The sequence below is a fragment of the Nitrospirota bacterium genome (genome assembly GCA_040755395.1).
Taxonomy (GTDB): Bacteria; Nitrospirota; Nitrospiria; order Nitrospirales; family Nitrospiraceae; genus DATLZU01.
Window position 1 is genome coordinate 184,570 of sequence record JBFMAX010000002.1, and the last position, 18,600, is coordinate 203,169.

Annotated in this window: 22 protein-coding genes; 10 read left to right on the forward strand and 12 right to left on the reverse strand. The window is 64.3% G+C overall.

What is annotated here, in order from left to right; all coding sequences use genetic code 11:
• Positions 1-65 precede the first annotated feature (65 nt).
• The 3 genes from AB1555_04900 (at position 66) to AB1555_04910 (ending at position 3,577) form a co-directional block, all read left to right on the forward strand.
• Entirely contained in the window at positions 66-2,900 is a 2,835-nt protein-coding gene (locus AB1555_04900; protein ID MEW6246031.1) for an FAD-binding and (Fe-S)-binding domain-containing protein, read from the forward strand.
• Positions 2,900-3,133 (forward strand): hypothetical protein, encoded by a 234-nt coding sequence (locus AB1555_04905; GenBank protein ID MEW6246032.1) that lies wholly within the window; start codon positions 2,900-2,902, stop codon positions 3,131-3,133. The genes AB1555_04900 and AB1555_04905 overlap by 1 nt, the downstream gene beginning before the upstream one ends.
• Positions 3,134-3,298: 165 nt before the next feature.
• On the forward strand, positions 3,299-3,577 hold the full coding sequence (locus AB1555_04910; protein ID MEW6246033.1) for a MoaD/ThiS family protein: 279 nt from the start codon (positions 3,299-3,301) through the stop codon (positions 3,575-3,577).
• 48 nt (positions 3,578-3,625) lie between these two features.
• Here AB1555_04910 and hrpB read toward each other — a convergent pair whose 3' ends face one another.
• From hrpB to AB1555_04955, 9 genes are all read right to left on the reverse strand, one after another.
• The gene (gene hrpB, locus AB1555_04915; GenBank protein ID MEW6246034.1) at positions 3,626-6,175 is read right to left on the reverse strand and encodes an ATP-dependent helicase HrpB; all 2,550 of its coding nucleotides are present in this window, start codon (positions 6,173-6,175) and stop codon (positions 3,626-3,628) included.
• A 212-nt stretch (positions 6,176-6,387) separates the two neighbouring features.
• Positions 6,388-6,876, reverse strand: a complete 489-nt coding sequence (locus tag AB1555_04920) for a peptidoglycan-binding domain-containing protein (protein MEW6246035.1) — start codon at positions 6,874-6,876, stop codon at positions 6,388-6,390.
• A 145-nt stretch (positions 6,877-7,021) separates the two neighbouring features.
• Entirely contained in the window at positions 7,022-7,342 is a 321-nt protein-coding gene (locus tag AB1555_04925; GenBank protein ID MEW6246036.1) for a hypothetical protein, read from the reverse strand.
• Positions 7,343-7,525: 183 nt separating this feature from the next.
• Positions 7,526-8,011, reverse strand: a complete 486-nt coding sequence (locus tag AB1555_04930) for an FKBP-type peptidyl-prolyl cis-trans isomerase (protein ID MEW6246037.1) — start codon at positions 8,009-8,011, stop codon at positions 7,526-7,528.
• A 66-nt stretch (positions 8,012-8,077) separates the two neighbouring features.
• Positions 8,078-8,299: a hypothetical protein gene (locus AB1555_04935; protein ID MEW6246038.1), complete on the reverse strand. Its 222-nt coding sequence runs from the start codon at positions 8,297-8,299 to the stop codon at positions 8,078-8,080.
• A gap of 130 nt (positions 8,300-8,429) precedes the next feature.
• Positions 8,430-9,056 (reverse strand): response regulator transcription factor, encoded by a 627-nt coding sequence (locus AB1555_04940; protein MEW6246039.1) that lies wholly within the window; start codon positions 9,054-9,056, stop codon positions 8,430-8,432.
• 126 nt (positions 9,057-9,182) lie between these two features.
• Positions 9,183-9,824, reverse strand: a complete 642-nt coding sequence (locus AB1555_04945) for a response regulator transcription factor (GenBank protein MEW6246040.1) — start codon at positions 9,822-9,824, stop codon at positions 9,183-9,185.
• Positions 9,821-10,909, reverse strand: coding sequence for an ATP-binding protein (locus tag AB1555_04950; protein ID MEW6246041.1), 1,089 nt, complete (start codon positions 10,907-10,909; stop codon positions 9,821-9,823). Before AB1555_04950 ends, AB1555_04945 begins: the two co-directional genes overlap by 4 nt.
• 161 nt (positions 10,910-11,070) lie before the next feature.
• Positions 11,071-11,901, reverse strand: coding sequence for a substrate-binding domain-containing protein (locus AB1555_04955; GenBank protein ID MEW6246042.1), 831 nt, complete (start codon positions 11,899-11,901; stop codon positions 11,071-11,073).
• A 300-nt stretch (positions 11,902-12,201) separates the two neighbouring features.
• On the opposite strand from AB1555_04955, the gene AB1555_04960 reads away from it, so the two are divergent.
• The 5 genes from AB1555_04960 (at position 12,202) to AB1555_04980 (ending at position 15,706) form a co-directional block, all read left to right on the forward strand.
• Positions 12,202-12,402 (forward strand): hypothetical protein, encoded by a 201-nt coding sequence (locus AB1555_04960; GenBank protein MEW6246043.1) that lies wholly within the window; start codon positions 12,202-12,204, stop codon positions 12,400-12,402.
• An 80-nt stretch (positions 12,403-12,482) separates the two neighbouring features.
• Positions 12,483-13,769, forward strand: a complete 1,287-nt coding sequence (locus AB1555_04965; protein MEW6246044.1) for an MFS transporter — start codon at positions 12,483-12,485, stop codon at positions 13,767-13,769.
• A gap of 141 nt (positions 13,770-13,910) precedes the next feature.
• Positions 13,911-14,450 (forward strand): cytochrome c, encoded by a 540-nt coding sequence (locus AB1555_04970; protein MEW6246045.1) that lies wholly within the window; start codon positions 13,911-13,913, stop codon positions 14,448-14,450.
• 18 nt (positions 14,451-14,468) lie between these two features.
• Positions 14,469-15,128, forward strand: a complete 660-nt coding sequence (locus AB1555_04975; protein ID MEW6246046.1) for a PIG-L family deacetylase — start codon at positions 14,469-14,471, stop codon at positions 15,126-15,128.
• Between the two features lie 173 nt (positions 15,129-15,301).
• A complete protein-coding gene (locus AB1555_04980; protein ID MEW6246047.1) occupies positions 15,302-15,706 on the forward strand; it encodes a hypothetical protein in 405 nt (134 codons plus the stop codon).
• 58 nt (positions 15,707-15,764) lie between these two features.
• Here AB1555_04980 and AB1555_04985 read toward each other — a convergent pair whose 3' ends face one another.
• Both AB1555_04985 and AB1555_04990 read right to left on the reverse strand, forming a co-directional pair.
• Positions 15,765-16,436, reverse strand: coding sequence for a CPBP family intramembrane glutamic endopeptidase (locus AB1555_04985; GenBank protein ID MEW6246048.1), 672 nt, complete (start codon positions 16,434-16,436; stop codon positions 15,765-15,767).
• A gap of 149 nt (positions 16,437-16,585) precedes the next feature.
• Positions 16,586-17,194, reverse strand: coding sequence for a hypothetical protein (locus AB1555_04990; protein MEW6246049.1), 609 nt, complete (start codon positions 17,192-17,194; stop codon positions 16,586-16,588).
• Positions 17,195-17,549: 355 nt separating this feature from the next.
• Here AB1555_04990 and AB1555_04995 point away from each other — a divergent pair, with 355 nt between their 5' ends.
• A complete protein-coding gene (locus AB1555_04995) occupies positions 17,550-17,711 on the forward strand; it encodes a hypothetical protein (protein MEW6246050.1) in 162 nt (53 codons plus the stop codon).
• A gap of 43 nt (positions 17,712-17,754) precedes the next feature.
• The gene (locus AB1555_05000; protein ID MEW6246051.1) at positions 17,755-17,895 is read left to right on the forward strand and encodes a hypothetical protein; all 141 of its coding nucleotides are present in this window, start codon (positions 17,755-17,757) and stop codon (positions 17,893-17,895) included.
• 532 nt (positions 17,896-18,427) lie between these two features.
• Here the strand turns inward: AB1555_05000 and AB1555_05005 are convergent.
• Positions 18,428-18,589, reverse strand: coding sequence for a hypothetical protein (locus AB1555_05005; GenBank protein ID MEW6246052.1), 162 nt, complete (start codon positions 18,587-18,589; stop codon positions 18,428-18,430).
• Between the last annotated feature and the right edge of the window lie 11 nt (positions 18,590-18,600).

The window sequence follows — 18,600 nt, forward strand, 5'->3', positions numbered from 1 at the left end:
GCGACAACGCCTCGACCGCCGGAGCCTTGTTCTCTTCTGATCGGTGCGTCTAGAATGGATTGCGCATGCCACTCATTCTTCCCGAACGAACACGGGCTGTCGCCGCGGACCTCAGGCGGCTGGTCGGAACCGACAAAGTCCGTGACGATTTTCCGACCCTGACCGCCTATGCGGTGGACGCCAGCATCTATCGCGTCACCCCGCAAGCCGTCGTCCTGGTCGACTCGGAAGACGATATTCAACGGGTCGTGGACTACGCGGTTGCCCGCGGCGTGCCGATCACCCCGCGCGCGGCCGGCACCAACCTGACCGGCTCGTCCATCGGCTCCGGCGTCATTCTGGATGTGTCCCGTTTGAACCGGGTGCTCGAAGTGAACCGGGAGGAGAAATGGGCCCGCGTCCAGCCCGGCATCGTCCTGGCCGAACTCAACCAGCATCTGGGGCGGCATGGGCTGCTGTTCGGTCCCGATCCCTCCAGCGGGGAGATGTGCAAGCTGGGGGGCATGCTGGCCAATAATTCCTCCGGACCCCATACGCTGCGGTACGGATCGGTCAAGGATAACGTCTTCAGCCTCAGAATATACCTCGAATCGGGCGGCTGGCTGGAGGCGCGCGCCTATCCGCTTGCGGATCCGGCATGGGAACGGGTCTGCTCAGGCCATCCAGCGCTCCGCGACGTGCTCGAAGTGGTGCGCCGCCACGCGACCGTGATTCAGGCCAAGCGCCCGACGGTGAGCAAGAACAGTTGCGGATACAATCTCTTCGGTCTGGCGGACGGATTGGAGCGGGGCCTGTTCGATCTGCCCAAATTATTCGTCGGGAGCGAAGGGACGTTGGGCGTCATCAGCGAAGCGACGATCCGGCTGGTGGACAAACCCAACGCGACGCTGACGGCGCTCATTCACTTCCGCTCGCTCGAGGATGTCGGAGAGGCGGTGCCGCAGTTGCTCGGTCTCTCGCCGAGCGCCTTGGAGGTCATGGATGCCAACACGCTCGACCTCATCGGCCGACGCGCTCACGGCATTCCGGCCGAGGCGGCCGCGACGCTACTGGCCGAGGTGGATGCGGACGGGGAGGCGACGGACCTGAAAGAGCAGGCCGAACGAATGGCCGCCATCTGCCGTCGCTGCCGGCTGGCGGCGGACCTGACCGTCGCCTTCGACCGCGACCAGCGCGATCAGCTCTGGAAGGCGAGAAAGGCGCTTTATCCGACGCTCTACCGTTTCGACGCCAAAAAGAAGCCGATCAACTTCGTGGACGACGTGGTCGTGCGGGCCGAGCGGATCGGCGAGCTGATCCGCTACCTGGAAGAGTTCTTCCAGGGCCAGCGCGTCCCGGTCGCGATTTTCGGTCATATCGGCAACGGCAACGCGCATATCGTGCCGCTGTTGGACGTGAACGACGAGCGCGATTTCGCGCGGATGGTCGAGGGTTACCACGAGATTCACCGGACCGTCCTCGCGCGGTTCAGCGGCTCGATTTGCGGCGAGCACGGCGATGGGCGCGTGCGTGCGGAATACGTCCGCGCGATGTTCGGCGAGGAGCTGTACGAGCTGTTCGTCCGGGTCAAACGTGCGCTGGATCCGGCCGGCGTGCTCAATCCCGGCGTCAAGATCAGCGATGTCCCGTTCACTGAGCATATCGATTACGTCCGCCTGTCGAAGCCCTGCGCGACCTGCGCCAAGTGCAATTCGGTCTGCCCCGTGTACGATGTCTTCCAGTCTGAGGACATGAGCTCACGGGGTTGGTTCGAGATCGTCACGTCGAAGGATTATAGTTACCTCAACTCCAAGCGGGTGGTCGAAGCCTGCCTCAACTGCAAGTCCTGCCGGACCATCTGCCCGGCCGGCGTGGACGTGGCCGACCTGATCCTCAAACGCCGAGCCGAGCATCCGAACCGGGCGGCCGGGTTGATCTTCAGGCTGCACGCGCGGCCCTGGTTGTTCGAGCCTCTCCTCAAACTGGCCGCCCGCACCCAATGGCTGTGGGATCGGCCGGCCATGCGGGCCTGGCTGGAGCGCCTCTCGCGCCCGTTCATGCGGCTGATCGCGGACCGCGCGCGGATTCCGCGCGAGATGGTCCTGCCGAAGCTCGCCGGCCGCCACCTGAGAGATCGATATCCGGAACTGGTCAAGAGAGGAAGCGGCGATCAGGGAGGCGTCGCCTACTTTCATGGCTGCGCGGCCAACTATTTCGACGACGGCGTGGGCGATGCCGTCATCGCCGTGCTTCGACGGCACGGCGTGGAACCGGCCCTGCCGCCGCAGCGCTGCTCAGGAACCCCGATTGAGACCTACGGCCATGTGGGGTTGGCCAAGGAAGGGGCGCGGTTCAACCTGCAATCCCTTGCGCCGTATGACACGATCGTCACCGGCTGCGCCTCCTGCACGCTCATGCTGAAGGATTATCCCAAGCTGTTCGCGGAAGAGCCGGAGCGGCAGGCGGCCGAGCAGTTGGCCGGGAAGGTCATGCACATCTCGGAGTTTGTGGCGAAGTCTCCGAAGGCGCCGGCGGTTCGCGCTCCATTAACCGAGCCGCGCCGGGTGACCTATCATTCTTCCTGCCACCTGCGGGCGGCCGGCGTGACCAAAGAGCCACGGCGGATTCTCGCGGCGTTGCCCGGCGTCGAGTTCGTCGAAATGCAGGACGCCGATCGCTGCGCGGGCGGGGCGGGCACGTATGTGCTCAAGGACTACGACACGGCCCAGAAGATTTTCGAACGTAAGCGCCGGGCGATCGAGGAGAGCGGCGCGGAGATCGTGGCGACCAGTTGTCCGGCCTGCATGATCCAGTTGAACAACGGATTGCGAGGACGGACCCAGGTCAAGCATATAGCCCAGGTGCTTGAGGAGACCTATGACGCGGCGCAGGCTGATGCAAGACGGGAATCAGGGACCTGATGTTCAAGAAAGCGGATTGGATCTTCGTCGCCCTGGCCGTCCTGATCGTCGTCGGTGTCTCGCTGTTGCCGTCGCCGCGCGACCAAAACCCTGCGGTGCCCGGCACGCCGGACCACCAGGCGCTGATCGCCGAACCGGATTGTCTCCGCTGCCACGTCGCCGGCGGTGTCCGACCCTTGCCCGCCCGGCATCCGAAGCGGCAAGATTGCTTTCGGTGCCACCGGCGGATGTGAGGAAGAAGGGTATCGGGGTAGCGGGATAATGAGAGGGATAGCGGGATAACTGGGTAACGGCGTTATGAGGAGGAGACGGTGATAGCGGTATCCCGGTAGCCCCTTACCCCGGTACCCTGTTATCCGACTACCCCGTTACGCCGATATCGTTGAAATGGAGTAGAGATGGTGACCGTGTTGTTGTTCGGGCTCACGCTGCGCGACAGCGTGGGAGAATCGGAACTGGAAGTGGAAATCAGCGGGCCGATGTCCGTGAAAAAGCTGATCGAGGCCAATCAGGAGCGGTTGGCCGGCCTTGTTCCCTTCATGAACAGAGGGGAACTGCTGGTCACCGTCAACAAGAAAGTCGGGACGCTCGATTCGACCGTGAAAGACGGGGACACCGTCAAGCTCACCCATCAATTCAATCCCTCCTACGAAGGCGCCCGCTGGCATAATCCCTAAAGAAAAGCCAGGCGAGAGGCGAAAGGCTAGAGGCTAGGGGCTGAGAAGCTACGCGCGGCGTGATGTCCGGCTCGTCGGCCGGGCAGCCAACGGATCGTCGGGCCAGTGGTGTTTGGGATACCTGCCGCGCAATTCTTTCCGCACGTCCCGATAGCCCGAAGCCCAGAAATTGCCGAGGTCCTGGGTGACCTGCACCGGCCGGCCGGCTGGCGAGAGCAAGTGCACCATGACAGGGACTTTGCCGTCCGCGATGCGGGGGGTCTCGCGGCAGCCGAACATCTCCTGCAGCCGGACCGGCAGCACAGGGACGTCGCCCGCTTCGTAGTCCAGCCGGATGCGGGACCCGCTCGGCACGACGAGATGGGTGGGCGCGAGCCGGTCGAGCCGTCGTTGTTGCTCCCGGGTCAGCAAAGCCTGCAAGGGACCGGCGAGATCGAGGCGCTGTAAGGCATCGAGCCGGGTCACGCCGTCCAGGAACGGTCCCAGCCAGTGTTCCAGGCCGTCAAACAGCGCCTCGTCGGAAACGTCGGGCCAGCCGGACGCGGCGCCCTCCACCCGGCGCAGAAAAGCGACCCGCGCCCGCCATTGCCGCAACTCCTTGGTCCAGGGCAAAGAGGCCAGGCCCATCCGGCGAAGACCCTGCAGCAGCGTCGCGGTGATCTGCGCAGGGGCGGGATGTGAAATCGGCTGGTCCGCCAGCACCAGTTCGCCGAGCCGGCGTTGCCGCCGGGCCTGCACCGCTTGTGTCCGATCGTCCCACCACAGGGTCTCCACGTCCCGAATCTGATCGCCGCAGGAGGTTTCGAGATCCTCCCGCGACACGGGCGCGGCCAGATCAATTCTCGCCCACTGGGCGCCGGCGTCCAAGTCGGCAATGACGAGATAGTCCTCCGACGCGAGGGGCTCCGGTTGCGGAAAAGAGGCGCCACGACCGTTGGCCAACAGGTATCGGCGATCGGTCCCGCGCTGGCGTTGCGCGATCCGGTCCGGGTAGGCGAAGGCCAGCAAGACGCCGAGCCGCTCGAGATCGCCGCTCTCAGAGGCCGGCACCCGGAGTTGTCGTCGCCACTGTTCCGCCACGCGCCGCACGCGTTGACAGGCCGACCGGTCAACGCCGGCGCCGGGCGGCCCTTCCAACTTCCTGTCCCCCCTTGCCCCTTGCCTCTCGCCCCTCGCTTGGACTTCATGCAACACATCCAGCCGCAGCCGAAGATCCGCGTTTCGCCACCCGGGCTGGCTCCGCAGAAGATCCCGCTCGCTGAGCAAGGCCGCCACCTCGCAGGCGAGGCCGCCGAGATCGAGGGGGATCGCGTTCAGGATCATGTGCGCGAGGCGCGGATGCAGCCCCAGCTCCGCCATCTGCCGGCCATGCGGCGTGATCCGCCCCCGGTCATCCAGCGCGCCCAGACGTGTGAGCAGGTCCTTCGCCTGAGCGACAGCTCCGGCCGGCGGAGAGTCCGGCCAGGACAGGGCGTAGGGATCGGCGGCGCCCCAGGCCGCGAGTTCCAGCAGCATCGGGGCGAGGTCGGCATCCAAGATCTCGGGCGGCCGCCGCGCGGCCAGCGTCTGCTGCTCTACGGCGGTCCACAGGCGGTAGCATACGCCGGGTTCCAGTCGTCCGGCTCGGCCGCGACGTTGCTCGGCCGAATCCTGGGTCACCCGGATGGTCTCCAGCCGGGTGAGACCGGTGCGTGGATCGAACCGCGGCGTGCGCAAGAAGCCGGCGTCGATGACGACCCGAATCCCGTCGATCGTCAGGCTGGTCTCCGCGATTGAGGTGGCCAGGACGATCTTGCGCGCGCCCGGCGCCGCCGGCCTGATCGCCAGGTCTTGCGCTTCTTGCGGCAGGTCGCCGTGCAACGGCGCAACGACGGCGGTGGGATCGAGGCGGGCTTCCTGCAGGCGCCGTTCCACCCGCCTGATTTCGGCCATGCCGGGTAGGAACACGAGGAGGCTGCCCTGCTCCTGCTGCAGGGCGCGCCGAATGATCCGAACCATCTCTTGGTCCAGCGGTCCGGAGACCGGACGGTCCAGGTAGCGGGTGTCCACCGGAAACAGGCGTCCTTCGCAGGCGATCACCGGAGCGTGGTCCAGCAGGTCTGCGACCTTTTCGCAATCCAACGTGGCCGACATGACGAGCAGGCGAAGGTCCGGACGAAAGAGGCGCTGCGCTTCGAGACACAGGGCGAGCCCGAGGTCCGCGTGCAGACTTCGCTCGTGGAACTCGTCGAAGATGACGATTCCATACTCGGCGAGGGACGGATCGTGCTGCAACAGACGGGTGAGGATGCCTTCGGTCACGACCTCGATGCGCGTCGTCGGCCCGACCTTCGTATCGAGGCGCATGCGATAGCCGACCGTCCGGCCGACTGTTTCGCCGAGCGTCACGGCCATAAAGTGCGCGGCCGCGCGCGCCGCGAGGCGGCGGGGTTCCAGCATGATGATCCGCCGGCCCTGCAGCCACGGCTCATCGAGCAAGGCCGGCGGCACGCGGGTCGTCTTCCCCGCGCCGGGCGGTGCGGTCAGGACCGCGGTTCGACCGTTTCCCAACGCGCGGCGGAGACTCGGGAGGCTGTTCTCGATCGGCAGCGGATCCATGAAGGGGATTCGGCCACGTCCAGGTCGTCACGGGAGACTGTACCAGAAGTGTCCGCCTTTCTGCTGCTGAATGAAGGGGCCGGCCGCCGGCACGACGCTGTCGGCGCTACCCTCACCCTTCTCCCGCCAGCGGAGAGGGAAAACATTCTACCCCTCGGGAGCGAGGGATGTATGGGTGGTGAAACGGATGGCTGGCGGCTGATGGCGGATGGCTATTTCCGCGATGTTCGGGCCAGGGAGGCCCAAGTCTTGGGACCGACAATGCCGTCGGGCTTGAGCCCGTGCGTCCGCTGGAATCGGATCACGGCGGCCCTGGTCGCCGCTCCATAAATTCCATCCGCCTGGACGGGCCTGTTGTGTTGGCGCAGCCGGGTCTGGACGGCGCGCACGTCGGTCCCGCGCATGGGCGGGGATTGGAGACGCAACAGGCGCGCTCCCGGGAACGCCGCAGCTATCCGGCCGGCCCTGATTCCGCCGGAACGAAAGCCGTCTGCGCGGGACGAGCGAAGAGAGGCGGGGCGGGTCACCGGGCGATCGGCTTTTGCAGCCGGCGCCTGTTCGAGGGCGGCCACGCGTCGTTGAAGGTCACGGTTGCGTTGCGCCAGCGTCGCGGCGTGGCGCGTAAGCTCTTTGTGGCGACGATCCGCTTCCCTGAGCCGCCGGTCCAGGTCGTCCCGCTCATCCCAGGCCTCCTCAACCATACTCCGCAGTTCTTCGATCTGCGCTTGGAGGGCGGGGGGCCAATAGTCACAGCCGGCAAACACGGTTAGGAGCGGGACGGCAACCGCCAGAGGAAGCCACGGGCGGGCGAACGATTGACGCGACGGCGATGGAAGGGGTCCTGTCCTAGGCATGGACCGGCCCTGTGCCGGACGGGTTCGCAGCGGTTGCGACGGCGTTCTTGGTCGGATGGGAGCGGGTCGTATAGCGGACAGCCAGGATGGAGGACAGAGGACAGGCGAACCATTCGTCGCCTGCCGGATTTCTCCAGGTCGCGCCGAGCTCGGAAAGCCGGGAGGCGGCGCCGCCGCCGAGCACGGTTCTGTCGCCCGCCTTGAACTGATAGGTGCCGATCTCGAACGAGGATGGTTCGACTGGATGCCAGTTTCCGTCCGCCAACAGCACGGCCGCAATCCGGTCCGCCTCGATCGCCAAACGCTCTCCCATTCTGTCTCTCCCTGACGTGTCGTCGTCATCGTTCCGACCGCCTCGATCTGCTCGGGAGCAAGCCGGTTCGTTGGGTGCCTGGTGAGCAACATGCCTGTTCAGGGGTCCCTGGTCGGCGCCCGGCTCTTCCGGCGGTACAGGATCAAGAGGAGCAAGGCCACGGTGACAACCACGATCACCATGTCAGGAGACCCGTGACGGAGACCGGCCGTTGCCGGGGGCTCCCGATACCGGCCTATCCGGGATGGCGAGCAATTCGACATGCAGGATCAGGTCCTGGCCCGCCAGCCGATGGTTGGCGTCAAGGGTCACGGTGTCTCCGTTCAGTTCCACGATCCTCATGTGGATCACTTCGCCGTCGGTTCGGCGGACCTCCAGACCCAGCCCGACCTCCGGCTTCACGTCCTGCGCCAGGAGCCACGAGCGTTCGACTCTGCATCGAAGCTCTTCCCGATACGGTCCGAACGCGAGTTGGCAGGGGACCTTTTCGGTTTTGGATTCACCCGGCGTCATGTCGAGCACCAGGTGTTCCAGGCCAGCAAGAACCTTCCCCTGTCCGACGGTAAAGAGCAAGGGACCGCTCAGCAAGGACGAATCGACGAGGGTGCCGTCTTCCAACCATCCGGTGTATTCGATTTGCACCGTGTCTCCCCAGTTCACGCGTTGCATGGCCTCCTCCTGCACTCTGGCGACGGCCCGGCCGGGATGAATGAACACGCAACGGGCGCGCCGGGCTCAGCATTCTTCTCCTTCGTCCAGGTGGTGCTCGAAACAGGTCTTGTGCCACAGGCGCGTAGAGGGCGATGGTCCCGAATCCCCTGTGTTCCGCTCCTCGATCTCTTCAACCTCTTCAACGGCCGATTGGTCGCCGGGGCTGACAGGCTTTCCGCAAAAGACACAGGATCGGAGACGCGCACGATCCTGGCGCGCGCTGCTGCGACGAGTGGTGATGGCCATCAGGATGCTCCTTCCCCTCCCGGACCGGTGGATTTCAATTGCCGTCTGTGTCGAGCGCCGGACCACGGCAGCGGCGACGCAGGCCGGATCACACGGCGGCGATCCGGGGCCGCGACGTCGAACGTTCAAGCTACCGTGACCTGCGTGCGAGGTATCGTGACAACCCTCGTCTGGTCTTGGCGCCGAGCTGTTTCATCAGACGCGCGATGTATTCGCCGACGGCTTCCGCCGAAAGGTGGAGTTTCTCCGCGATCGTCTTTGCGGAGTACCCCCGGCCGATCAGGCGAAGCAGTTCCTTCTCGCGCCCGGGGAACCGTCGCGGCGGCACGGTCTCCGGTTGAGCATGAACGATCAACCCGCGTCTCCGCCCGGCCAACGAGCTGAGATACCGCCGCCCGCGCAACACCGTCTGAACGGCGCAGGGCAACTCGGTCGGAACGGTCGGTTTGACGAGGTAGGCGGACGCTCCTGAGCGGAACGCATCGATGATAAACGCCGGGTCTGTCCGCCATGAGGCCACGATGACTTTGGTGTCGTGCGAAGCCGCTCTGAGCCGGCGCACGACGTCGAGACCGGCACGGGATTGCGCCGGGAGATCCAACACCACGGCGTCGGGGCGTGTTCGGCGCACGGTCGTCACCAGCGTGTTTCGATCCCCCGGCGCCGAGATCAGATCATACCGGTCCTCGAACTGAAGACGGACATCTTCCATCAGGAGCGGATGCAGACCGGCCAAGAGGATCTGTGCGTGTCCCATCGTCACGACCCACTGCTCGCATGGAACAGACGGGGGTCATTGTCTCAGTAACGAGGCCGAAGCGGAACTAGGAACGTCCCTGGAGGATGGTGATCGATTTCCCTAGCGCTCGTCAGAATGAGGCGGCTAGGTGGAGACCAATCCATGGGTCATCGCGTACTTCGTCAGCTCGGCGGTCGTGCGCAGGCCGAGCTGTTTCATGATCCGCGACTTGTGAAATTCCACGGTCTTGACGGACACGTTGAGCACGGCGGCGATTTCTTTCAGCGAGCGGCCCTCGGCGACGAGTTGAAGCACTTCGCGCTGTCGAAGCGTCAGCTCGCTGTGCAGGACCGGGGGCCGCCCGGTGCGCTGCAGCAACGGGTCGAGGATGTCTTTGGCCAGCAGCGGCGACACATAATACTGGTTCCGGAGCACCGTGCGGACCGCTTGGATCAGTTCCGCTGCCGTCGAGCGTTTGAGGACATAGGCGGACGCTCCGGCGCGGAACGCTTCCGTCACGTACGTCGGGTCGGCGTGCATGCTCAGGAACACCAGGCGCGTATCCGGCACCAGGCGGCGTAACTGCCGCGCGGCGTCGATCCCGTTCAGCAGCGGCATGGAGAGGTCCATCAGGATGACGTCTGGACGAAGGCGGGTGGCCGCGTCCAGGAGCGCGCGTCCGTCGGCGACCTGGCCGACGAGATCGAACTCCGGCTCCAGCACTTTCTGGATGGCCTCCAGAAACATCGTGTGATCGTCGGCGAGGAGAAGGCGGGCCCGTTTCATGGCTGATCCATCGTCAACGGAAGGCGGACCGACACTTCCGTCCCCTGCCCCGGCCGGGAACGAAGCTCGACCGAGCCGTTGAGGAGCCGCACGCGCTCCGTCATGCTGAGCAGTCCCAAGCCGCGACTTCGCTGGCGGACCGCCTCGACATCCATGCCGACGCCGGAATCGCGAACGGTCAGGCGGATTTCGTCGTCCGAGCCGATCAGCTCCAACGTCACATGGGAGGCCTTGGCGTGGGCCGCGACGTTCCCCAGGCTCTCCTGGGCGACCCGATACAGGCACGTGGCGACGTCCTGAGCGAGGAACTCTGGCACGCGGCGTTTGATGAACCGGGCCTTGACGCCGGTCCGCCGGACGAAGTCGTTCACATACCGCTGCAGGGCGACGACCAGCCCCAGGTCCTCCACGATGGTTTGATGAAATTGATAAGCCAGGTGGCGCAGATCGTCGGACAACCGGACGACTTGTTTGTGGATCGCGCGGAGTTGGCGCTTGAACGGCGAGGACGAAGACCGAAGGCTTCCGTACACCGCCTCCAGTTCCAGGCCGATGACGGCCAACCGTTGGCTGACATCGTCGTGGAGGTCGCGCGAGATCCGCCGGCGTTCCTCGTCCTGCACGGTCAGCAGTTTCCCCGCCAGCGCGCGCAATTCCTCCCGGCTCCGCTCCAGTTCGGCGCGACTGGCTTCCAACTCGGCCTCCGCGGCCTTGCGCTTGGTCACGTCCATCCAGAGTCCGGCGAGGCGGCGATCGCCGGCGCCGCTTTCCCGGGTGAAGACGGCCGTATCCAAAAACCAGCGGTAGGTTTGGTCCGCCATGAGCCACCGGTACTCGACCGTGCACGCGCCGTCAGGGGGAAGCTTGAGGAACTCGGCCAGCACGCGCTCCCGGTCATCGGGATGGAGCCGGGAGACCCAGAGCCCGGGGTCCGAGGCAAATGCCTCGGGGGTGAAGCCGGTGATGCGCGCCGAATTCTGGCTGACCCAGGGACGGTCAAGACGTTCGTCGGGCGCGGCGGCGTAGAACACCACGGGAAGCGCGGTCAAGATCAGATCCTGATGCTTGTCGGCTCCGGCGATCATGTCATGCCGCTTGGCGAGAGCATAGAAGGGCCCGGCGCGAGCCGGGTTCGTGTTTACGGTACTCCCCGGGCGGCGCTTACACAAGTGCCGATGGGGGTGGTGTTGATGGAGACGGGACGGACAAGCGGGGAAACGGAGCGTCTCATGGGTTGGGTGGATCGTTACGGAGAGAGCGGGGTGAACGATTCCTGAAGGATGCGCTGGCCCTCCCGTGAAACAGCGAACCGGACGAAGGCCTCGGCGACCGGGATCGGCTGCTTGCCGAGCAACAGAAAGACGGGACGGCGGAGCGGGTACTGTCCGTTCCGCACCGTCGGATGGCCCGCTTCGACCCCGTCGATCAACAGGATCTTGATCGGGGTGCCGTACTCGGTCGCGTCGAGCGCGGCGCGCAACGACAGATAGCTCACGGCGCCGATCCGCCCCGAGACGCGCCTGAGTACGCGCTGATCCGAACGGATGACCGTCGCGGCCTTCGGGATCTGTCCGTTGATGCCGAGGGCCCGCTCAAACCCTTCATTGAGATGTTGGTCGGCGGGCCGTCGAATCAGTTCGACGTTGCCGGCGCCGCGCTCGTGCAAGGCGGACCAGTTCGCGATCCGACCCGAAAACAACTGCGCCACCTGTTGCGAGGTGACTTCGGTGACGGGATTCGTAAAGTTCACGATCACCGCGATGCCGTCCCAGGCGATCTGCGTCGCGGTGAGGCCGGGATATTCCTGGGCGCTCACGGCGACATCGGCTTCCCCGGCCTGGAGCATCTGCGCGGCGTGGAAATTCCGATTCCAGCGGATCTCGATCGCCGTCCCGAGGTAGGCTTTCTCAAACGCGCGGGCGAGGCGCTCGATGACGCGCCGTTCGGGGCCGGTGCCGATCACGGTGATCGCGCCGGTCACGCCGGCCGGCGGCGCCGGGCAGACACTCGTGGGCGCTGCGAGGAGAAGACAGAGCGAGAGCGGTCCTGCAGGCCCGCGTCCCGGTAATCGTTTCACAACAGCGCTCATGAACCTGCGGCTTGCCCTGTAGAACAGAACATAGCTAACAGCCGGCAGCGAATCGCTCACAGCTATTAGCTCGTGAGCGCCGGCTGCTCGCTATTTTCTCGCAGAAGTCGGTGTAGGCCGATTCACCGTGCCTTGTCAACTATCGGAAGGGTCGTCCGCGACCAAAACGTATTCAATTGCCAACCTGGTCGTGGTAGGGTTCGGTGTCGGCCCGCTGTGCGACGGGAATGCGATCGCACGGCTTGGGCGTTTCAGGCTGCGGAGCGGAAAAAAAGCGGAGATCGACCCATGGCCAGACTCACATGGGCAAAGACACACCCGACGGCAGCAGGCTGGTATTGGTACCGAGGCGAAGCCCACGAAGCGGATCCGTTCATCGTTCTGGTGGACGAACTCGGCCAATTCCAGTGGCCGGACGGCGGCTTTCAGGAAGTCACGCTCGTCCAAGGGGAATGGGCCGGCCCGATCGAGCCGCCGGAAGAGCCGTGATGACTCTCCGTCATCCACGGTCCGGCGAACGGCCGGCGCGTCAGCCGGGGTATTGAATCTGTCGATCGGAACGCGGCGTCATGGGCGCTCGGCTGCACAAGATTCTGATCGCGGGCTCGGTGGGCAACATCCTGGAGTGGTACGACTTCGCCCTCTACGGTTACTTCGCCCCGGTCCTCGCTTCGCTGTTTTTCCCCGGTGACAATGCGGTGGCGTCGCTGCTCTCGACATTCGGTGTCTTCGCCGTCGGATTCCTCGCGCGGCCGCTGGGCGCTATCCTGTTCGGGCATGTGGGGGACACGCTCGGCCGAAAGACGGCGCTCGTGCGGTCCGTCATGCTGATGGCGGTGCCGACCTGTCTGCTGGGCTTGCTGCCCACGCACGAAGACATCGGCGTCGCCGCGCCGCTCTTGCTGACGCTCCTGCGACTGCTGCAGGGCCTCTCAGTCGGCGGCGAGTTTGCGGGGTCCATGGCGTTTCTGGTCGAACACGCTCCGGTCGGCCTGCGCGGCTACGCAGGGAGCTGGAGCGAATTCAGCGCCCAAGTGGGCATTTTGCTCGGCTCCGGCACGAGCGCCCTCCTCACCGCGACGCTGTCTCAAGAGGCGCTCTATACCTGGGGCTGGCGCGTGCCGTTTCTCCTGGGCGTGCTTGTCGCGCTGGTGGCCGTGTACATGCGGACCGGTATCGAGGAGTCGCCGGAATTTGAACGGCTCACGAAGGTCGGAGCGGTGCCGCGGTTTCCCCTCCGCGAGGTGATGCTCCGTCGGCGGACCGAACTCGCGCAGGCCGTAGGGATCATCCTGCTCTATGCCGCCTCGTTCTACCTCGCGTTCGTCTACCTGATCACCTACGTGTCGCGCGTACTGGACTATCCGCTCGGCCCCGCCATGGTGAGCAACACCATCGGGCTTGCGGCCTTCACGATCCTCGTCCCCGTCATGGGCGCGCTGTCGGACCGCATCGGCCGGCGCGCACCGCTGCTGGCCGGAGCCGCCGGGCTTGCGCTGCTGGCCTATCCGCTGTTCACGTTGCTGGGCCGGCAAACCTTCGCCCCGATCCTGGCGGCCCAACTGGTTTTCGCGGTGCTGGTGGCCTGTTACGCCGGTCCGATGTGCGCCACCGTGGTGGAACTATTTCCCCCGCAAGGGCGCTATACAGGCGTCTCGGTCGCCTACAACCTGGCGCTGGCGCTGTTCGGCGGCACGGCCCCCTTGGTCGCGACCTTCCTGATCAAGCACAGCGGCAGCGTGACGGCGCCAAGCTGGTATCTGGCCGCCTGCGCGCTGGTGTCCGGCGCGACCGTGCTTTATGCGGTGCAACCCTCCCTGCGCCGGGAGATGGCCAAAAAGCCTGTGCCGGAGTGAGGTGAAGAGAGCGGCGACCCCTCCTGGACTCTGGTCTCAAGTTGAGTCCCTCTCCCGCCGGCCGTAGAATTTGATGCGAGCAGAAGCCTTCTCTCCGAAACGGACCGATGTTTCAGGCTGTGGAGCGAAGGAGGTGGGCGTATGATACGGGTGAGAGCATGGAGAGGCTGTCTCTTCTGGTTGAGCGCATTGAGCATCGCGACCGTCTGCCTCGCCGGATGGGGGAGCGCCGAGATGGCCGGTGGAACGGGCCTGGCGCTCGATCCGTGGCCCGCGGCGAACCTCCAGAACGGATGGCGCATCTTCATGTACGGCGTCACGGCGCAGGGTCGGATCGTTCAGAACAGTCACGGCATGGAGGGGGTCGGCTGCGCGATGTGCCACGGGGAGGACGGCCGAGGCGGCAGTATGCACGGCATGTTCGCGCCGAACATCACGTTTGCGTTTCTCAGCGATCCGCGGGGCTACCAAGACCCGCGCGGACGCCGGCGGCCGGCCTATAACGAAGAATCGGTCAAAGCGGCCATCGTGGCGGGGATCGATGCCGGGGGCAATACACTCGATCCTGAAATGCCGCGCTGGACGGGTCTGACGGCCACGGATCTGGAGGACCTGATCGACTACCTCAAACGACTGGGTCCGCCGAGCAGAGATCAGGGTTTCGGGTCGGAGGGAATCTAACATGGAAGCGCCCAGGCCGTGAGCCGCACGATCCTCATTGTCAGCGCGCACCCCGACGACATGGAAATCGGCATGGGCGGGACGGTCGCGATGCTGGCCGAAGCACAGGCCGTCATCACGTCGGTCGTCGTGACCAATGGCGGGCGGGCGTCGAATCCCTTCGGATGGACCGAGCAACGGATGGCCGAGGTGCGAAGGGAAGAAGCCCTGCGGTCGGCGCGCATTCTCGGTGTCAAGGATGTCCTGTTCTTCGACCAGCCGGATTCGGCGGACGAGATCAACATCAACACGGTCAAGCGGAAACTGAAAGAGTTTTTTCAGCGACTCGGGCCGGTTGAAGTCTATACGTTGCATCCGGAACAGGATCGGCATCCGGCGCACCGCTTAACCGGCAAACTGGTGCGCGAAAGCCTCGTCGAGGTCGGTTTTACACCGAGCGGCGGCCTCTGGGCCTACGAAGTCTGGGGGCCGTTCGCCGCGTGGGATCGCCTCGAATACATTGACGCTACCGTGGCCAAGAAGATGCTGGCGATCGCCGAGCATCGGAGCCAAGTGGCGACCATTCCGTATGGGGAAGGCGTCCTGGGATTGGACCGCTGGCGCGCCGTGTTCGCCGATCCCAAGGCCAGCGCGCCGGCCGGCGCATACGCGGAGGTCTTCCTCAGGGTCACGCTCTAACCGAACGAGCCACTATCCCATGCTGACTCATTAATTGTCTGGTGGGAGGTTCGTTTGGGAAGTTCTTGTTCGGCCCATCGCTGCCCGGGGAACTACGCTTCGTCTGGTCGGATGGTCTGATTCGGTTCTCTGAGGGCTGAATATTGTTTCAATAGTGGGAGGACGCCATGGCCATGAATCTCACGAGTACCCTCATCGGCGTTTCTTTTGGCATTATCTTCTGTGCCGGGCCAGGCCTGGCCGCGGAGCCGGCTGAGGTGGAAAAATTCGTGAACGCCCGCGTCGAGATCGGCGAGATGATGACGAATTATTTCCAGGGCGGGGAGCGGTTTGGGCAAGGGCAGCGGCCGTCGCCTGAGCAAATGCGCGAGATGGGCGCGGACATCAACGCGAAACTCAGCAAGCTCTTGGCGAAGTACGGTTTGACGGTCGAAGAGTACCGGCGCCGCAGCCCGGAGGTGTTCGCCGATGACGCGGCCGTCAAGCGGTATCTCGACCAACATCCTGACCTGAAGCGAAGATATGAGGCGCTGCCACTGGATCGGATGGGACGCGGCGGCAGCGGGAGGGGGTACTGAACAGGATGTGTTTGCTGATTTTGATCGGTGATAAGTCGGAAGTGGCTTTGAGGGAATTCTACAGGCTTCCGAGGAAGGCGCTCCATCGGCTTGCCAGGTCGTGGCCGTACACCCAATAGTAAAACGTGGTGCCTACGAGGGCGTGCGACACGGCCAGAGGCCAGAGCCGGCGGTAGCGGAGATACAGCAAGCTCCACATGGTCCCGCCCAGCGCCGCCAGAAACACGATCTCGAGATCGGTGGTGTGGACCGCGCCGAAGGCCAACCCATTCAGCGCGGACGATGCGAGCGGATGGAGCGACGGGCAGAGCGTGCGCACGCGGCCGAGCAAGTAGAACTGAAAGAGGGTTTGCTGGAGCAAGGCCCAGGGTAAGTACAACAGGACGGCGGTGGGAATGTAGGGATGGAGAATTCTCGCCCTTGCTCCGGGCCAGCTTGCTCCCTGATAGCCGATCGCCATTCCCACAAACAAAAAGAGGAATATCGCCGGCGTCGTGAGGGCCATCGTCGCCGCCGCGCACCGCCACCACTCTAGCTGTTTCCCTTCGACCGGCCACTGTCCCCAGATTTGGGTTCTGGTGTAGTTGGCATTAAGGAGAACGAGACTCAACGCAAAGAGGGCGAGGCCGAGATCCACGGAGATGGGTCTTCGTGGAAACAGCATCAGGAAGCCGCTCGACAGGACCCCCAAGACCAACAGCTCAGCCGCCACCCTTCGCCGTTGAGGCATACGACCGCCTTCGCCCGCTCGAAAAACAGAATAGCCCTCCTTGCCCTTTGGGCCGCCCCGCAGCATGAAAATCATGGCTGAGCGAGAGGCAAGGGGCTCAGGGCGAGGGGGAAGCAACTCCGGCCTCTAGCCTCGCGCCTATTTTTCCCCTACTCCTGACCATCGACCTGATCAGCCTGCTTCAGTCGCTGTCCTTTTTTCTCCGCCATGTCTTTACCTTTTTCTTGGAACTGATGCACCAGACTGCCCTGACTCTTCTCGCCGGCACGGGCGGCCACCTTATCGCTGAGATCCGACACGAACATGAAGTAGATGGTGGCGACGGCCAGAAAGCCGATCGCCCACGGCATGAACATCCGCCAGAACGGACTGCCGGTCAGCTTGCCGGCGCCATAGACCAGCAGGATGGCGAGGAAGCCGGCGCCTAGCGTGACCGTCTGATAGGCGGTGAGTCCCGGAATCATGGTGCTCGGCACCCGGTCAATCAGGCGAACGAGCAGGTCTTTGCCGAACGCCGGCGGCGGAGAACCCCGGCGTGAACGAGGAGTCTCAGGCTGAACCAGGCTTTCGGTGACTTTGACCCGGCTGCGATAGCGAGCTGGAATGTCCTCCAAGCGGTCCGTGGCCACGAGATTTCCCCGCTCATCCAAGTAGGAATAGATGGGCTTGCCGGCCCACGAGTCCGGCTGCCCTCCCGGCACAGAGGCGGCGGCGAGGACGGTCATCACGAGCCAGACGCCGATACGATATCGAGCCATAGGTAGGCGCCTCCGGTGCGGCTTTCCCGCGCCCCTCTCAAGGATAGCACCCGGCATTCTGCAAGCCGCGTAGGTCAGACGTGATCGCCCAAGACATCGGTAAGGACCTTCGTATCGAAATCGATCATCTTGCGTATCCTTTTCGATAACGCTCAGGACCCTACGCTCGGGCACGGCACGCCCTCTTAGCTTCTTTACACGCGCGCCCTTCCGTTTTCGCTCTGTAAATCCATCAGTTCCTGATCTGCACGCGCGGCCGCTCGTCGTTACACAACTTGGCATATCCGTTGCTCATGCTGGTGTGTGGGCGCGCAGGTGCTGCAACGACTCACCACCAATCCAGGAGGGAAAGGTCATGGAAGCATGGGGTATCGCGATGGCGGCATTCTCATTGTTCGGTATGCTGGCGCTGTGGGTCGCGTGTGAAAACATGGAGGACCAGCCGACGGCCACTTCTTCGAAGCGTACGTCCTGCGAAGGCTCGGAAGAGCGCGTCGAGTACAGGAAAGCCGCGTGATCGGTTGAACCGGCCGTTCACAAAACAGTCACAGGGAGAGGTCATGACAAAGCTACTCGACCGGTTCAACTACCAGAGTCGGCTCAGCCAACGCGTCGGAGTGCTGATTCTCTTGCTGATTTTGCCGTTGCCCCTCGGCCTTGCAGCCGCCGTGTGGATGACAAGGCCGGAGAGATTCCGGTGAGGTCGTCTTGAATCGGCGAGAGGGCGCAGGAGACCAGGAACTTGCTTGACTCACTCGGACCAAAGGGCTATGGTCGAAGCGTGGGAGGAGTGAAACGCCCCGAGGGAATATGGTCCATCAGGGGGTCGAGCGCTGAGGATGGTGTGCAGGCCCAGCTTCGACTGGGAAGCCTAAAGTCCTCCCGAGACCTCCGCCGTACCTAACCGCTCTCGGTAGGTGCGTGCTCCTCCCACCCTAACTTTCCGTTCTCAATGCCGGCCCCATAGCCGCTCGCGAAGACTCACGGCACAACGTTCCCAGTAGTGGCTCATCTCCTGCGCGAGCGACCTCAGCTTGCCGGTGCCCAAACGGAAAACGTCGCGCAATCGCACCAGGACCCGTTCCGTCGCGACCTCCGTAGTTCGAATGATGAACAGCGGGGAGAGCGCTCCATTCCGAGACGACACTCAGCGGCGAAACCGTCGAAACGCGGTGGGACCACGAGGGTATTTCCCCACTCTGATTTGCCGGTCCATCTCGAAGACGCCTTCGCCTATGCCGCCTTGGAGAGATCGGTTCCTGTAGCCTTCTCCTCTGCCCGAGTCTTCACGCTTGTCCGCGACGAGAAGAAGGATGCACTCATGACGATCAGCGTCGCCAGGACGATGAACCCGATCGTGCTGTCCATGATGAAGCCGAGAACGTCCCCGCTCATCTTCCGGTCAC

Excerpts from the sequence above, each read along its gene's own strand:
- AB1555_04995 (MEW6246050.1), top strand. The coding sequence starts at position 17,550 with ATGGAAGCATGGGGTATCGCGATGGCGGCATTCTCATTGTTCGGTATG.
- AB1555_04930 (MEW6246037.1), bottom strand. The coding sequence starts at position 8,011 with ATGCAACGCGTGAACTGGGGAGACACGGTGCAAATCGAATACACCGGA.
- AB1555_04945 (MEW6246040.1), bottom strand. The coding sequence starts at position 9,824 with ATGAAACGGGCCCGCCTTCTCCTCGCCGACGATCACACGATGTTTCTG.
- AB1555_04940 (MEW6246039.1), bottom strand. The coding sequence starts at position 9,056 with ATGGGACACGCACAGATCCTCTTGGCCGGTCTGCATCCGCTCCTGATG.
- hrpB (MEW6246034.1), bottom strand. The coding sequence starts at position 6,175 with ATGGATCCGCTGCCGATCGAGAACAGCCTCCCGAGTCTCCGCCGCGCG.
- AB1555_04985 (MEW6246048.1), bottom strand. The coding sequence starts at position 16,436 with ATGCCTCAACGGCGAAGGGTGGCGGCTGAGCTGTTGGTCTTGGGGGTC.
- AB1555_04950 (MEW6246041.1), bottom strand. The coding sequence starts at position 10,909 with ATGATCGCCGGAGCCGACAAGCATCAGGATCTGATCTTGACCGCGCTT.
- AB1555_04970 (MEW6246045.1), top strand. The coding sequence starts at position 13,911 with ATGATACGGGTGAGAGCATGGAGAGGCTGTCTCTTCTGGTTGAGCGCA.
- AB1555_04910 (MEW6246033.1), top strand. The coding sequence starts at position 3,299 with ATGGTGACCGTGTTGTTGTTCGGGCTCACGCTGCGCGACAGCGTGGGA.
- AB1555_05005 (MEW6246052.1), bottom strand. The coding sequence starts at position 18,589 with ATGAGCGGGGACGTTCTCGGCTTCATCATGGACAGCACGATCGGGTTC.
- AB1555_05000 (MEW6246051.1), top strand. The coding sequence starts at position 17,755 with ATGACAAAGCTACTCGACCGGTTCAACTACCAGAGTCGGCTCAGCCAA.
- AB1555_04905 (MEW6246032.1), top strand. The coding sequence starts at position 2,900 with ATGTTCAAGAAAGCGGATTGGATCTTCGTCGCCCTGGCCGTCCTGATC.
- AB1555_04965 (MEW6246044.1), top strand. The coding sequence starts at position 12,483 with ATGGGCGCTCGGCTGCACAAGATTCTGATCGCGGGCTCGGTGGGCAAC.
- AB1555_04900 (MEW6246031.1), top strand. The coding sequence starts at position 66 with ATGCCACTCATTCTTCCCGAACGAACACGGGCTGTCGCCGCGGACCTC.
- AB1555_04925 (MEW6246036.1), bottom strand. The coding sequence starts at position 7,342 with ATGGGAGAGCGTTTGGCGATCGAGGCGGACCGGATTGCGGCCGTGCTG.
- AB1555_04990 (MEW6246049.1), bottom strand. The coding sequence starts at position 17,194 with ATGGCTCGATATCGTATCGGCGTCTGGCTCGTGATGACCGTCCTCGCC.
- AB1555_04935 (MEW6246038.1), bottom strand. The coding sequence starts at position 8,299 with ATGGCCATCACCACTCGTCGCAGCAGCGCGCGCCAGGATCGTGCGCGT.
- AB1555_04960 (MEW6246043.1), top strand. The coding sequence starts at position 12,202 with ATGGCCAGACTCACATGGGCAAAGACACACCCGACGGCAGCAGGCTGG.
- AB1555_04980 (MEW6246047.1), top strand. The coding sequence starts at position 15,302 with ATGAATCTCACGAGTACCCTCATCGGCGTTTCTTTTGGCATTATCTTC.
- AB1555_04920 (MEW6246035.1), bottom strand. The coding sequence starts at position 6,876 with ATGGTTGAGGAGGCCTGGGATGAGCGGGACGACCTGGACCGGCGGCTC.